This is a genomic window from Rhodococcus sp. NJ-530 (assembly GCF_003860625.1).
Taxonomy (GTDB): domain Bacteria; phylum Actinomycetota; class Actinomycetes; order Mycobacteriales; family Mycobacteriaceae; genus Rhodococcus_F; species Rhodococcus_F qingshengii.
The window spans coordinates 360,691-374,493 of the sequence record NZ_CP034152.1 but is presented as its reverse complement, the minus strand read 5'-3'; the positions used below and the strand labels follow the sequence as shown (position 1 = coordinate 374,493).

Below are 13,803 nucleotides of genomic sequence, written 5' to 3'. Positions count from 1 at the left end.
AGAGAAACTTCCTTTACTGAAGGTGCAGATTATGTTGTTGCGCTGTCTGTTCCAGCTGGATCGAGAATCGTGACACCCATACCGGTGAGCCACTCGGGAATCGCTTCGTAGGCAAGGCGTTCACCCGGAACGTAGTCGAGCATCGCGGCCATCATGAGCCAGGTCCGCAACTCCTGCGCACCGTTGCCCGCCTCGTCTTCGATCTGCTGCGTCGTGAACTCGGCAAGCTCACTTGCCTTGCCGCTGGCAAACAGATCAAGAATTCGGTCATCGAACTCCGGAGTGATCGCGGCATCGGCTGCGCGGATGATCTGGCGTCGCCGGACGTCGTAGTCGGACCAGTTCTCCCGGCCGTCCAGCCAGGCTTGAACCATGAAATCCTCGTCCTCACCGTGCGGATCCCGCCAGTCCGGCCAGGGCAGACGATGAGACAATCCACCGGACGCGATCACCACGACCCGGGTATCCGCCGGATACGACGCAACGGCATCCCGCAGGGCCTTCGCCACTTCCTCACATCGCTTGAACGTCGGGAGGGGCGGCGCGAATACGTTGACCACCAACGGAACTATCGGAACATCGATTCCGTCGAGAAGGTACTGAATCGCGTGAGACTGACCATGATCGATCTGCAATCGCGCCGAGTAGGCAAGATCGAACCGGCCACCTTCGATCAGCTCGTTTGCAAGGTGCCTGGCGAACTCCACGTCGACCCGTTGCGGCCCCTTGGGTGTTCCTGACTCGCCACTGGAAATGCACTCTCCGACGCCGAGAGTGAACGCCGGAATCAGATCCAGCCAGAAACCGCGAAAGTGGTTGGAGCCGAGAATCAAGACAACATCGGGTTTCGACGCCGCGATCTTCTCCCGGCTCAGATACAGCGCGTCCCGGAAGCGTTCGGCCTCCGCCTTGTGCGTCGTCTCTTCCCAATGGGTGTTCATCAAGGTGCTGTGGGAGGCACCGATACCCAGAACTATCTTCGCCATCAGTCGATTCCTACTTCCTCGAGCGAGCGGGTGACGGTGTCGAGGGCCACTCGGATCAGATACTTCGTAAATCTCTCCGCCGCAGCCAGGTCCACAGTGTTCATCCCCATCGCGAAGTCCACCTCGAACGGTGCGTCGACCACCTTGGGCATACCCACCCGAATCGTCGGGATGCCGCGGCTGCGCAGGATGTTTGCGTCGGTGGCTCCACTCGCGTCGAAGAAGTCCTGATGCGGCTCTCCTTCGGCAGCTTCCCACGCGTGGACTGCGGCGCGGCGCAACCACATTCGAGGGTCGGAACCCTCACCGGGGATGGCAAGAACCTGTTCGACGTCGATCTGCAGATCCAGCGATTGTGCGATCTCCGCAACGACGGCTTTGAGTTCGCGCTTGGCCGCGGTGGGCGTCGTCCGCGGGCTGAGCCGTAGATCAACGGTAAGGCGCACCTGCTCGGGGGTGAACGACGCTGTTCGCTCCCACCCGCCGCGGATGTTGGCAACGATCCCCTGAGGCGCAACCAAACCGTCCTGATGCGCCGCCGAGTACTTCGGGAACCATTCCTCCAACTTGGCGACCACCTCGCCGGCTGCGGTAATCGCGTTGCGGTACGGCAACCGGTGGCGCGAGCCGACGTAGGTGTGCAGACCGTGCACCGTGATCTCGAACCAGGCCAGTCCCACTTCTTCCCAGGAAACCGTCCAGCCGGGCTTGGCGATCAACGCGCAGTCCGCCCACACTCCCTGTTCCAGGAGGAACGAGCAGCCGACGCCCTGGCCGGTGTTGCGTCGGGGGTTTCCGACACCGGGGCGGGCATTGGTCGGCATACCACCGGCGCCGAATCCGAGCACCAGGTCACCGCGGAGCGGAATACCGGCTGCGGCAATTGCTTCGGCCGCCGCGACAATGCAGACGGCGTGGCCTTTGGGGTTCGACGCACCCAATCCGATCACGTAGTTCTCGTCGAACTGGGCGTGCGGCGTCAGATCCGCTCGCAGCTCATTTCCCACCCACGGCAGGTCTTCCGCCGGATCGCCGGTCGTGACGGTGTCGATCGGCGCATACAGCAACAGGTCCGGTCCGGACCCGTCACCGCGGAGCCTTCCCCACGAGTTCGCCTGCCGATCATCGAGATCCATTGTGTGGGCCTCGATGCCCGACGCTGCCAGGACCGCCGTGATGTGGCGGGCCAGCGGTGCTTCGTCACCCGTCGGACTGGGAATGTTGACCACCGAAGTGGCGAGATCCCGCAATCGCGCACGATCGACATGGGCGTAGGCTCGCTCGACCCATTCCCGGCGCTCGTCGCCTAGGCCTGCGAGAGCATCGGCCCTCGCAGTGGTCATGGATTGACCTGATGTACCTGAGTATTGCTGCGCTCGCCGGCCAGCTGCCACAGCTTGGGAACTGCCACTGCAACAGCGGCACCGATAGCGACAGCCGTCAGAATCTTGAACATGTATCTCTCCTATTCGCTGGTGCCGGTGGGAATCTGAGCGTCGGCGACAGGGGCCGAGCGGGGCGTTGGCGTCCGGCGCTCTCGGGTGGGCCTGACCGGCGCCTTGGGGGTGTGCTTGGCCGCGTCGGCGATCTTCTCGGCGTACTCTTCCTCTGCCAGATTTCGCCACGTCGTCAGCGACACGTCCGGTCGGTACAGCTTCTCCGGCGGTGCGTCGGTGACCTCGACCATCCACGCATCCTGACCCGAGAACTGACCGTGGAACAGCCAGCGGATCGCGCCGAGGTACTTGGCGTAGAAGCCCAATTTTGCTGCGCCGGAGACGAAGTTGACCATGAGGCCGACGTACTTGTGGTTGTCTTCGTCCACCGGGACGTAGAACTCGTAGTGAATGAACTTGGGGTACGCGATGCGCAGGACACCCGGCATGGACAGTGAAGCAAAACCGGGGAAGTTCTGAGCTGCGATCACAGGATTGACGTCCAGACCGGCGCCGACGTTTCCGATCTGCGAAATCTGGGTCTCGTCCGGCTTCTTCTTCCACCACCGCTTGTTCGTCCAGGTTCCCACGCCCGGGAATTCCGCCTCCCAGTACACCTCTTCCTGCACGCGGTAGATCCAGCGTCCCTCCGGAACGATGCTCGTGATGTTCCACGTCGGCATCGGCTTGAACAGACGCCACAATGCGGTGCGGTGCAGGTACTTCGCATGTCCCTCGTCGAAACCGTTCTCACATGCGAAGCGCCAGTTGCCTTCTCGGGGCTGAATCCGACCACCGACGATACCCTTGTTCTCCACCAGCTCACGCGGCAACTGGTCGTCGATGGACGGCGCCGGCTCGTTGGCGATCGGGATGTACACCCACACCAGACCGAGTCGCTCCTCGATCGCATAGGTCTGGACGTTCAGCTTGCCGCAGATCTTGGAATCCGGACCGTCGGTGATGACCGCGGCCAGCTTGCCGTCAGTGAGCCGGTACGTCCAGCCGTGGTACGGGCAGCTGACAGTTCCCGGGAACTGCTGATCGCCCTCGGACAACGGAACGCCGCGGTGCGGGCACCGATCGTGCAGGGCATATGCCTTGCCTGCGTCGCGGATGATCGCCAGCTTTTCACCACAGATGGTGAAGCTCTTGGGGTCTTTGGTGATGTGGTTCGACCACGTGACCGGGTACCAGTAACCGCGGTATCCGCTGCCGGCTGCGTTGTAACCCGGCCATGCCGTCCAATCCTGCCGACCGGCCGCTCGTGGCCGCTCGGGCAGCGCGAACGTGGCTTCCGACGCCTCGACACCAGTCATGTGAAGTCCTCTCGACACTGAACGTTTGAATGAAACAGATCTTGGGTGAGATTGCGGTCTACGCCAATGGATTCGGTTCGCTCAGCAGACCCGGACCACCACAGCGGTTCCGACGGCACACAGCACGCCATTGTCCGAATGCTCCCGCAATGCCAAAGTTAGTTGGTCACTGTTGATTTGGGACACTTCACCCGACACCTCGAGTGTGGTTCCGACGGGCGCGGGCGCACGATTCTGCCAGGAGACGGACACAACTCCTTCGTATCCACCGGCAAAGTGTGACGCGGCACGAAAGAACAGCGTGCCCTGCAACTGGGCCATGACCACCGGTGCGGACAACCCCTCCGTCTGCGCATAGGAGGCGTCGTAGTGAATACGGTGCGAATTGTGCGTCGACGCCCCGAATCGAAGGATCCGAACCGGATCGCAGACCAAGGTCACCGATTCGATCGGCGTGCCCACGACTACTGTTTCGGTCATCGGACGATGAACTTCTCGACGACCTCGGCGAATGCGCCGGACTGCGCACCCCGGTAAGTCTTGGTGACCGAGAGCAGCAGAAACTCGTCCGGAGCCCGGCCCTTGGTCGTCACGGTATCGAGTACTCGCCCTACGACGACAGCCTCACCCAGCGGGGCAGGTCGCAAGAAAGTCACACTCTGCCCGCCGGCCATCAAGCGCACGTCGATACCGTCTGTGCCCGGCACTTCGTCACGGAACATGCCGTCTGCTCGGTACTCTCGATCGGAGCCACCTTGCGGTCCTCGCAAAAGCGAAGGCAGATACATCGGATGGACGGCAAATGCCGGGTGCTCCGGGTCGAGAAACCGGGGGTCCGTCTCGGCGGTGGCAACCGCAAACGCAACCGACTCCGCCGGACGCACCGTTCCCAACTCTCGCGTTTCCCGCGTACCGATCATCGCCTCCGCGCGATCACGCGCGTGCTCGAGTTCTGTTCTCATGCCAGCACGCTAGGCATTCGGAAGTCTCACAGCCACGAACCGGGTTCGCCTGCCGGACCGCGATACTTCCCATACCGCTCACCTCGAGGTCAGGTATAGCCATGGCTGATCAACCGAAGAGCTTGTACGCCAAAGCAGATGGCGTCACATTCCATTACTACGACCTCGGCGAGGGCGACCCCACGATTTTCCTGCACGGAGGCGGCCCCGGCTGCACTGCGTGGTCCGACTTCGGGCCGGTGGCACCGCTCTTCGCCTCGGATCGACGAGCGATTCTCGTTGATCTGCTGCAATACGGTCGGTCCGACAAGTGCACCATCGCCGGCCCAATGTGGGACTTCCACGCCGCCAAGGTGGTTGCCCTGCTCGACGAACTCGGAATCGAACGCGCAGACTTCGTCTGCAACTCGTGGGGCGGCACCATAGCGCTCAATCTTGCGGCAAAGTACCCGGAGCGCGTTCGCTCCCTGGTGATCACGGGCAGCATGCCCGTCTTCTACGGTCCACTCGCGCCGCTCCCCGAGGATGGCCGTCGTGGCCGCAACGCCCGCGACGTCTACTACGGCGGCACCGGCCCCACCCTCGAAAAACTCCGCACCTTGATCACCAGTCTCGAATGGTTCGACGGATCGAAGTTGCCCGCCGAAACCCTCCAGATGCGATACGAGCAAAGTCTCGACCCCGAAGAAATGGCCCTGGCTGCCTCGGCGGACTCACCTCGTGGCGATTGGCAGGATCTCACAGCTGAACTCGGTCAGATCCAGGCGCCGACGCTCTTCGCCTGGGGCATGCACGACGCATTCCTCACCCCGGACTACCCGCTCATGCTTGCGCGGATGATTCCCCATGGCCATCTCTACATCATGGACAAGGCGTCGCATCATCTTCAGGAAGAACGACCATACGACTACTACAGTGTAGTTTCGGGTTTCCTTGACCAACAGCACAACTGAACGAACGGTGATCGCCCCGACGGGCGGTGCACGGATCCGATTGGTACTGCTTCTCGGAATTCTCACCGCCCTCGGGCCGTTCACCGTCGACATGTATCTTCCTGCGCTGCCACAGATCACGCAGGAATTCGGCACGTCGGACACGATGGTTCAGCTGACCCTGACGGGCACACTGCTGGGTCTGGCTTTCGGCCAGTTGCTCATCGGCCCACTGTCCGACATCTACGGACGTCGACGTCCCCTGCTCGTGGGCACAGTAATTCACGTCGGCGCGTCGTTGGCCTGCTTCTTTGCTCCGTCCATCGAAGTCCTCACTGCGCTGCGAACCCTTCAAGGTTTCGGCGCCGCCGCGACAGGCGTGATCGCGATGGCAATCGTTCGTGATCTATTCACCGGACACGATGCGGCAGTTGTACTTTCGCGGCTGATGTTGGTCATGGGCGTAGCGCCCATCCTGGCCCCCTCCATCGGCGGGGCACTGATGTCCGTAACACAGTGGCGCGGAGTCTTTCTCGCTCTCTTCATCCTGGGCATCGCGATGATCGCACTCGCGGCAGTATCGCTGCCGGAAACACTTCCACCCGAGAATCGGTCGGGCAAGGGCATCGGCGCCATCGCGCGAAACTACATTGCGCTCGGCAAGGATGCCCACTTCATGGTGTTGGTGCTCGTGTGCGGTCTCGGCCGCGGCGTTTTGTGGTCGTACATCGCCGCGTCGTCCTACGTGATGCAGGAACAGTTCGGACTGAGCGCCACCGCATACGGATTTGCCTTTGCCGGCGGCGCCGTCGTTCTGATCGGTTCGTCCCAGCTCAACGTCGTGCTTCTCGGCCGGTGGTCGCCGAATTCCATCACGATCTGGGCAATGTGGGGCAGTAGTGCCGTCGGCGCTGCATTTGTTGTTGTTGCCGCCACCAACTCGTGGGGATTCGTCGGGTTTGCCGTCCCCATCCTGCTGATGCTCTGCGCAACGGGTTTTGTCATGCCCAACGCACCGGCGGTTGCACTGTCCCGTCACGGAGAAGCCGCAGGCTCAGCAGCCGCGCTGATCGGATTTGCGCAGTTCGGCGCTGCCGCTGTGGTTGCGCCCATCGTCGGCCTTCTCGGCAACACCAGTCTTGCCGTGGCCATCTCCATGACCGGGGCTTCGGTTCTCGGCGTGATCGCGCTGCTCTGCGTGCGTCGATAAAACGGTTATGCCGAGCGTTCGAGAACCGATACCTTCCGGCTGATCCCTTCGGCCGCCGCGCGCAACGGTTCGGCAAAACGCTCGGTGTCCATTCGATACCGCGGACTCGACACACCGATCGCGGCAACTGCTTCACCAAGTCCACCGAAGATCGGGGCAGCGATACTCGATGTTCCCAGGCGAACCTCTTCGGTCTCGACCGCCAACTGCTGCGAACGAACAGCGTCGAGTTGCCTACGTAACCCGTCTTCCGAGTTCACCGTCCGATCGGTGAACTCGACAAATCCGTTGCCTGTCACCGCTCGAAAAACGGAATCCGGTGAGTACGCGAGTATCGCTTTGCCGGTTGCCGTGGCATACATCGGCAGCCGGCCAGCCACCCGCGACGGCAGGTCCACCCCGTGATGACCGGAGATCTTGTCGATGTACAGAACATCGAGGCCGTCGCGAATCGCGAGGTGAACCGTCTCCCGGGTCGCCGCGTGAAGATCCTGCACATACGTCAAGGACACCTCGCGCAGAATACGTTGACGAGGAACCAACTGCCCCAGTTCGAAGAGCCGTAACCCCAACCTGTACTTGGTTCCGACCCGTTCCAGTAGACCAAGAGACACCAGTTCACCGGCTATTCGATGCACCGTCGCCTTCGCAACACCACTCCGATTCGCAAGTTCGGTCAGCGACAGCGCACCCGAATCCGCATCGAAGGAATCGAGTATCAGGCGCGCTTTCCCCAGCAACGAATGCATCGCCGAGCGCCTCCAGTACACAGAATGTGGTCCACCCAGCGGACCAAGTCTGCTCCAGTCTACTGAGGCATCAGATCTCCGCGCCCACGAATTGGCTGTTGTACAGACGGAAGTACGCGCCGCGGGATTCGAGCAGAGCCTCATGGCTCCCCTGCTCCACGATCCGGCCTTCCTCCATCACCACGATCAGGTTCGCATCACGAATTGTCGAAAGACGGTGCGCGATGACAAAGCTGGTGCGGTCGTTGCGCAGAACCGCGGTGGCGCTCTGGACCAGCAGTTCGGTGCGCGTGTCCACCGAACTGGTCGCCTCGTCGAGGATCAGGATGGACGGCTGCGAGATGAAGGCGCGGGCGATGGTGATGAGCTGCTTCTCGCCCGCACTGACGTTGCTGCCTTCCTCGTCGATGACCGTGTCGTAACCCTCAGGCAGAGAGTGCACGAACTTGTCGACGTAGCTCATCTCGGCCGCACGACGAATCTCCTCGTCGGTGGCACCAGGCTTGCCGTAGGCGATGTTCTCGCGGATGGTTCCACCGAACAGCCATGCGTCCTGCAGAACCATGCCGATCCGTGAGCGCAGATCGTCTCGCGTCATGTCGGCGATGTCGATGCCGTCCAAAGTGATTCGGCCCGAATTGAGTTCGTAGAACCGCAGGATGAGGTTGACGAGGGTGGTCTTGCCTGCGCCGGTGGGTCCGACGATCGCAACCATCTGGCCCGGCTCGGCAGTCAGGGACAGGTCCTCGATCAGCGGCTGTTCCGGCTTGTAACTGAAGGTGACGTTCTCGAACTTGACGCGACCCTTGTCGACCGTGGGCGACTTCGCGCTCTTCGGGTCCTCCGACTGCTCGTCTTGGTCGAGCAGCGCGAAGACCCGCTCGGCCGAAGCGACGCCGGACTGCAGCAGATTGGTCATCGACGCTATCTGCGTGAGCGGCTGGGTGAACTGCCGCGAGTACTGGATGAACGCTTGCACATCGCCGAGCGTCATCGTTCCGGATGCGACGCGCATGCCACCCACCACTGCGATGGCGACGTAGTTGAGGTTGCCCAGGAACATCACGGCCGGCATGACCAGACCGGAAATGAACTGCGCCTTGAAGCTGGACTCGTACAGATCCTCGTTCTGCTTGCGGAAGCGCTCCTCGACCTCCTGCTGGCGGCCGAACACCTTGACCAACTCGTGGCCGCTGAACGCTTCCTCGACCTGTGCGTTGATTCCGCCGGTGCTCTTCCACTGCGCCACGAAGTGCTTCTGTGAACGCTTCGCGATGAACGCTGTGACCATGATCGACAGCGGAACAGTTGCCACCGCGATCAAGGCGAGCAACGGTGAGATCCACAGCATCATCACCAGAATGCCCAGGACGGTCATCACCGACATGACCAACTGGCTGAGCGTCTGCTGCAAGCTCTGCGCGACGTTGTCGATGTCATTGGTCACACGCGAGAGAACATCACCGCGGGCATGGGTATCGAAGTACCGCAAGGGAAGTCGGTGAATCTTCTGCTCGACATCCTCACGCAACCGGCGAACGGTCCGCTGCACCACGATGTTGAGCAGATACGCCTGCAACCAACTGAACAGCGACGCACAGACGAACAGCAGCAGCACGATCATCAAGACCTTGCCGACGGCGTCGAAATCGATTCCGGTTCCGGGCACAACGGCCATGCCGGACACCATGTCCGCGAGCTGACCTTGCCCCGAGGCACGCAATCCCTCGACAGCCTGTTCCTTTGTAGTGCCCGGCTGGAGTTGCTTGCTGACGATGCCGTCGAAGATCAGGTTGGTGGCGTTTCCCAGGATCTTCGGCGCGATCGAGGAAAGTACGACGCTTGCCGTCACCAAAGCGAAGATCAGGACGACGATCGGCTTGTCGGGGCTCAAGCGACCGAGGAGACGTTTGAGCGAAGGGCCGAAGTTCATGGCCTTCTTTGTGGGATCGCCGCCGCCGGGCGGGCCGATGGGAGGCGAGGAAGTCGGTCGATTGCTCATGATGCGTCCTGTACGGCTAGCTGAGAGGCGACGATTTCGCCGTAGGTGGGACAACTGACCACGAGTTCGTCGTGCGTGCCGATCCCCACGATGGCGCCGTCGTCGAGCACGATGATCTGATCGGCTTCCACGATGGTGGAAATACGCTGCGCGACAACGACGATGCAGGCGTCTTGCGTGACCGGCCGGAGCGCCGCACGCAGCCTCGCATCAGTAGTGAGGTCGAGTGCCGAGAAGGAATCGTCGAACAGATAGATCTGTGGCTTACGCACCAACGCTCTGGCGATGGCGAGTCTCTGACGCTGGCCGCCCGATACCGTCGTACCGCCTTGTGCCACCGGTGTGTCCAGGCCTTCGGGCATGGCGCGAACGAAGTCGGCAGCTTGGGCGATCTCGAGGCACTCCCACAGCCATTCGTCGGTAGCTTCGGGGTTTCCGTAGCGGAGATTGGTGGCGACAGTGCCCGAGAACAGATACGGCTTCTGCGGGACCAGACCGATCACCGAGCAGAGCAACTCCGTGTCGATGTCGCGGACGTCGACTCCTCCCACCGATACCGATCCGGAGGTGGAGTCGATCAATCGCGGAATCAGGTTGAGCAGAGTGGTCTTTCCCGATCCGGTGCCGCCGATGATCGCCGTCGTCTTGCCTGGTTCGGCGCGGAAGGTGATGTCGCGCAATACAGGTTCCTCGGCTCCGGGGAACTGGAACTGAGCGCCACGAAGTTCGACGACTCCCGGGTCCTTCAGTTCTCGGACCGGGTTCTCGGGCGGAATCACCGACGAATCCGTGTCGAGCACCTCGGAGATACGTTCGGCGCACACCGACGCACGCGGCAGCATCACCGCCATGAAAGTGGCCATCATGACGGCCATCAGGATCTGCATGATGTAGCTGAGCATCGCGGTGAGCGAGCCGATCTGCATCGAGCCCTCGTTGATCTGATGGCCACCGAACCAGATGACCGCGACGCTGGTGACATTGCTGATCAGCATCACGAGCGGGAACATCAGTGCCATGAGGCGGCCGACGCCGAGTGCAGTCTCCGTCAGCTCACGGTTGGCATCGCCGAAACGCTCTACCTCGTACGGTTCCCGTACAAACGCTCGGACGACACGGATGCCCGTGATCTGTTCGCGAAGAACACGGTTGACGGCGTCGAGGCGGCCCTGCATGACCCTGAATCCGGGGACCATCCGGGCAATCAGGAAACCCATCGAGACTACGAGAAGCGGGACGCTGATCCCCAGGATCCAGGACAGATTCAGGTCCTGGCGCAGAGCCATGATGATGCCGCCGACGCACATGATCGGCGCCATGACGAGGATGGTGCAACTCATCACGACCATCATCTGCACTTGCTGGACGTCGTTGGTGTTGCGGGTGATCAGCGAAGGCGCACCGAAGTGCCCGACCTCTCGGGCCGAGAACGTCCCGACCTGATGCAGCACCGACGCTCGGAGATCGCGTCCGACGCCCATGGCGACTCGCGCACCGAAGAAGACGGCCCCCACCGAGCACAGGATCTGCGTGAGCGTGACCATCAGCATCATCCCGCCGGTGGAGAGGATGTAGCCGGTGTCGCCTTTCGTCACGCCGTTGTCGATGATGTCGGCATTGAGACTCGGAAGGTAAAGGGCCGCCATAGTCGAAATAAACTGCAGGACGACAACGCCCGTGAGTTCACCCCGGTACGGCGTCAGATAAGTGCGCAGCAGCCTGATCAGCATAGTGAGCGAAGGTTACCAATCCTGGCCGACATGTGCCGCTGGATATTTCGATACACAAAAACTGCTGTGCGCCTTTATTAACCGCGGGGGTTAATAAAGGCGCACAGCAGAGATCAAGCAGATGCGGACTGAAGCTCCGCTTCCTTTTCTTCACGGAGGGCCTTGCTGAGCTTCTCGCCCTCGATGTCGACGTTCGGCAGAATCTTGTCCAGCCACTTCGGCAACCACCACGCCTTGTCGCCGAGCAGTGCCATGACGGACGGGATGATCACCATGCGCACGATGAAGGCGTCGAAGAACACCGCCGCGGCAAGCGCGAAGCCGATCGACTTGATGAACGAGTTCGGTTCCGCGATGAAGGCACCGAACACGGAGATCATGATGACCGCGGCCGCACTGACGACCCGGGCGCCATGGTTGAAGCCGATGGTCACGGCCTCCTTCGCGCTCGCGCCGTGGACGTACTCCTCACGCATACGCGTCACGAGGAACACCTGGTAGTCCATCGCGAGTCCGAACACCACACCGATCAGGAAGATCGGCATGAAACTCACGAGTGGTTGCGGGTTCGAGATGATGCCCAACCAACCGTGCTGGAAGATCGCCACCGTCGCACCGAAGGTCGCGAGCACGCTGAGCAGGAAGCCGAGCGTCGCCGTCAGCGGAACCAGGATCGAACGGAACACCAAGAGCAACAAGATGAATGCAAGGCCGACGACGACGGCCAGGTAGGGCACCAATGCATCCTTCAGCGTGTCCGAGACGTCGCCTTCGAGTGCGGTCTGACCGGTGATGCCGTAGCTGACGCCGATCGAATCGTTGAGTCCGCCTTCGGCTCCACGAAGGCTGGACACCAGATCCATCGTGGCGGGGTCGGTCGGACCACTCTTCGGAGTGATCAGTACCTGCGCGGTGTCACCGGCCTCGTTGACCCCGACGACCTGTGCGTTCTGGACGTCATCGAAGCCCGAGATGGTCGAGACGACCTCCGCAAAGGCCTCCCCGGCGGGAACGCTGGCATCCTTGGCGTCGACAACGGCGATGAGCGGTCCGTTGCGACCGTCACCGAAGCCCTCGTCGATCAGGTCGTATGCCTGACGCGCACTGGTCGCCGGGTCACCGGTGGCCTCCGACGGCAGTGCCAGGCTCAATCCCGTTGCGGGCAGAGCCAATGCGCCCAGAAGCACTACTCCACCGATCAGCGGCACGAGCGGACGACGGACGACGGCACTGATGAAGCGCAGAGCCAACTTCGGCTTGCCCGAATCTTCGTCTTCGGACTCCTCAGCGCGCTTGCTGAGGAAGGGAATCTTGCCGGCAAAAGCCTTGCGTCCGAACATACCCAGGATCGCAGGCAGCAAGGTCAAGGCGATCAGAACCGCGATCAGCACGGTAAAGGCCGCTGCCGCACCCATATCGGAGAGGAACGGGATGCCGACGACGCGCAATGCAACCAGAGCGATGATGACCGTCAAACCAGCGAATACCACTGCGGAACCGGCGGTTCCGACGGCGCGACCTGCTGCTTCGGCACGGTTGTCGGTAAGGGTGAGCTCATGCCTGAACCTAGACATGATGAACAGCGAGTAGTCGATCGCCACAGCCAGACCGATCATGATCGCCAGCGTCGGAGTCATCGAACTGAGATCCATGAATCCGGTGGCAACCGTGATTCCGAGGCTGCCGATAGCGATACCGATGATCGCGGTGAGGAGCGGAAGCCCCGCGGCCACAAGCGAACCGAACGTGATGGCCAGAACGACTGCGGCAACGGCGATACCGATCAGCTCGGTGACACCACCGGGCATCTCCGCTTCCTGAGCAGCAGAACCACTGACCTGGACGTTGAGTCCCTCGGCCCGACCGACATCGGCTGCGGAGTTGATCGAATCACGCAACGCCTGATCGAGATCGGCGAAGTCACCGCTGAACGGAACCTCGACGTACCCGACTGTGCCGTCGGCACTGAGCGGCGACAACGCACGCGCGTCGTCCACGGCCTGTGTCTCGGAAGATCCAGCCGCAGCAGCCTTTTCCTTGAACATCGCAACCATGGAGTCGTTGCCGGTAACCGGATTGACCAACGCCTTCGCGGCCTGTTCCGGAGTGGCAGTCGCCGGGTCCACCTTGGCAGAGTCGGCGACCTTGTCGATGCCACGAATACTCGCGAGCATGTCGTCCATGGCCTTGACGTTCGCCGGATCGGCCAGCGTCGTGCCTGCCGGAGCTTGCACTACGTATCGCGCGCTCAGCGAATCCATAGGATTGGGCGCGTCTGGAAAACGCTCCGCCATCAGGTCTTGCGCCTGCTGCGCCGGGGTTCCCGGAATGGAGAACGAATCCTTGGTGGGGCCGGACAGAGTCGCTGCCCCGACGCCCATCAGGACCAGGATTATCAGCCAAACGCTGAGGACCGCGCCTTTTCGCCGGTAGGCGAACTTGCCGATCCGATAAAGATAGGTGGCCACGACGGGCTC

11 protein-coding genes are annotated in these 13,803 nt (G+C 61.8%); 2 read left to right on the top strand and 9 right to left on the bottom strand.

Annotated features, from left to right (window positions below; translation table 11 throughout):
- Positions 1–29 precede the first annotated feature (29 nt).
- The 5 genes from EHW12_RS01740 to EHW12_RS01720 form a co-directional block, all read right to left on the bottom strand.
- On the bottom strand, positions 30–986 hold the full coding sequence (locus tag EHW12_RS01740; protein ID WP_007731630.1) for a 3-(2,3-dihydroxyphenyl)propionate dioxygenase: 957 nt from the start codon (positions 984–986) through the stop codon (positions 30–32).
- The gene (locus EHW12_RS01735) at positions 986–2,329 is read right to left on the bottom strand and encodes a peptidase dimerization domain-containing protein (protein WP_007731632.1); all 1,344 of its coding nucleotides are present in this window, start codon (positions 2,327–2,329) and stop codon (positions 986–988) included. Before EHW12_RS01735 ends, EHW12_RS01740 begins: the two co-directional genes overlap by 1 nt.
- 122 nt (positions 2,330–2,451) lie before the next feature.
- On the bottom strand, positions 2,452–3,741 hold the full coding sequence (locus EHW12_RS01730) for an aromatic ring-hydroxylating dioxygenase subunit alpha (protein WP_007731634.1): 1,290 nt from the start codon (positions 3,739–3,741) through the stop codon (positions 2,452–2,454).
- An 81-nt stretch (positions 3,742–3,822) separates the two neighbouring features.
- Positions 3,823–4,221, bottom strand: a complete 399-nt coding sequence (locus EHW12_RS01725) for a hypothetical protein (RefSeq protein WP_007731636.1) — start codon at positions 4,219–4,221, stop codon at positions 3,823–3,825.
- Positions 4,218–4,703: a MaoC family dehydratase N-terminal domain-containing protein gene (locus tag EHW12_RS01720; RefSeq protein WP_007731639.1), complete on the bottom strand. Its 486-nt coding sequence runs from the start codon at positions 4,701–4,703 to the stop codon at positions 4,218–4,220. The genes EHW12_RS01725 and EHW12_RS01720 overlap by 4 nt, the downstream gene beginning before the upstream one ends.
- A gap of 101 nt (positions 4,704–4,804) precedes the next feature.
- On the opposite strand from EHW12_RS01720, the gene EHW12_RS01715 reads away from it, so the two are divergent.
- A complete protein-coding gene (locus EHW12_RS01715) occupies positions 4,805–5,656 on the top strand; it encodes an alpha/beta hydrolase (protein WP_007731641.1) in 852 nt (283 codons plus the stop codon).
- Positions 5,657–5,663: 7 nt separating this feature from the next.
- Positions 5,664–6,845 (top strand): multidrug effflux MFS transporter, encoded by a 1,182-nt coding sequence (locus tag EHW12_RS01710; protein WP_125050210.1) that lies wholly within the window; start codon positions 5,664–5,666, stop codon positions 6,843–6,845.
- Between the two features lie 5 nt (positions 6,846–6,850).
- Here the strand turns inward: EHW12_RS01710 and EHW12_RS01705 are convergent, their stop codons facing one another.
- The 4 genes from EHW12_RS01705 to EHW12_RS01690 form a co-directional block, all read right to left on the bottom strand.
- Positions 6,851–7,594, bottom strand: coding sequence for an IclR family transcriptional regulator (locus EHW12_RS01705; protein ID WP_007731643.1), 744 nt, complete (start codon positions 7,592–7,594; stop codon positions 6,851–6,853).
- Positions 7,595–7,664: 70 nt separating this feature from the next.
- On the bottom strand, positions 7,665–9,596 hold the full coding sequence (locus EHW12_RS01700; RefSeq protein ID WP_007731644.1) for an ABC transporter ATP-binding protein: 1,932 nt from the start codon (positions 9,594–9,596) through the stop codon (positions 7,665–7,667).
- Positions 9,593–11,326, bottom strand: a complete 1,734-nt coding sequence (locus tag EHW12_RS01695) for an ABC transporter ATP-binding protein (protein ID WP_003943950.1) — start codon at positions 11,324–11,326, stop codon at positions 9,593–9,595. Before EHW12_RS01695 ends, EHW12_RS01700 begins: the two co-directional genes overlap by 4 nt.
- Positions 11,327–11,439: 113 nt before the next feature.
- A complete protein-coding gene (locus EHW12_RS01690; RefSeq protein WP_125050209.1) occupies positions 11,440–13,794 on the bottom strand; it encodes an MMPL family transporter in 2,355 nt (784 codons plus the stop codon).
- Positions 13,795–13,803: the final 9 nt, after the last annotated feature.

Excerpts from the sequence above, each read along its gene's own strand:
- EHW12_RS01740 (WP_007731630.1), bottom strand. The coding sequence starts at position 986 with ATGGCGAAGATAGTTCTGGGTATCGGTGCCTCCCACAGCACCTTGATG.
- EHW12_RS01735 (WP_007731632.1), bottom strand. The coding sequence starts at position 2,329 with ATGACCACTGCGAGGGCCGATGCTCTCGCAGGCCTAGGCGACGAGCGC.
- EHW12_RS01730 (WP_007731634.1), bottom strand. The coding sequence starts at position 3,741 with ATGACTGGTGTCGAGGCGTCGGAAGCCACGTTCGCGCTGCCCGAGCGG.
- EHW12_RS01725 (WP_007731636.1), bottom strand. The coding sequence starts at position 4,221 with ATGACCGAAACAGTAGTCGTGGGCACGCCGATCGAATCGGTGACCTTG.
- EHW12_RS01720 (WP_007731639.1), bottom strand. The coding sequence starts at position 4,703 with ATGAGAACAGAACTCGAGCACGCGCGTGATCGCGCGGAGGCGATGATC.
- EHW12_RS01715 (WP_007731641.1), top strand. The coding sequence starts at position 4,805 with ATGGCTGATCAACCGAAGAGCTTGTACGCCAAAGCAGATGGCGTCACA.
- EHW12_RS01705 (WP_007731643.1), bottom strand. The coding sequence starts at position 7,594 with ATGCATTCGTTGCTGGGGAAAGCGCGCCTGATACTCGATTCCTTCGAT.
- EHW12_RS01700 (WP_007731644.1), bottom strand. The coding sequence starts at position 9,596 with ATGAGCAATCGACCGACTTCCTCGCCTCCCATCGGCCCGCCCGGCGGC.
- EHW12_RS01695 (WP_003943950.1), bottom strand. The coding sequence starts at position 11,326 with ATGCTGATCAGGCTGCTGCGCACTTATCTGACGCCGTACCGGGGTGAA.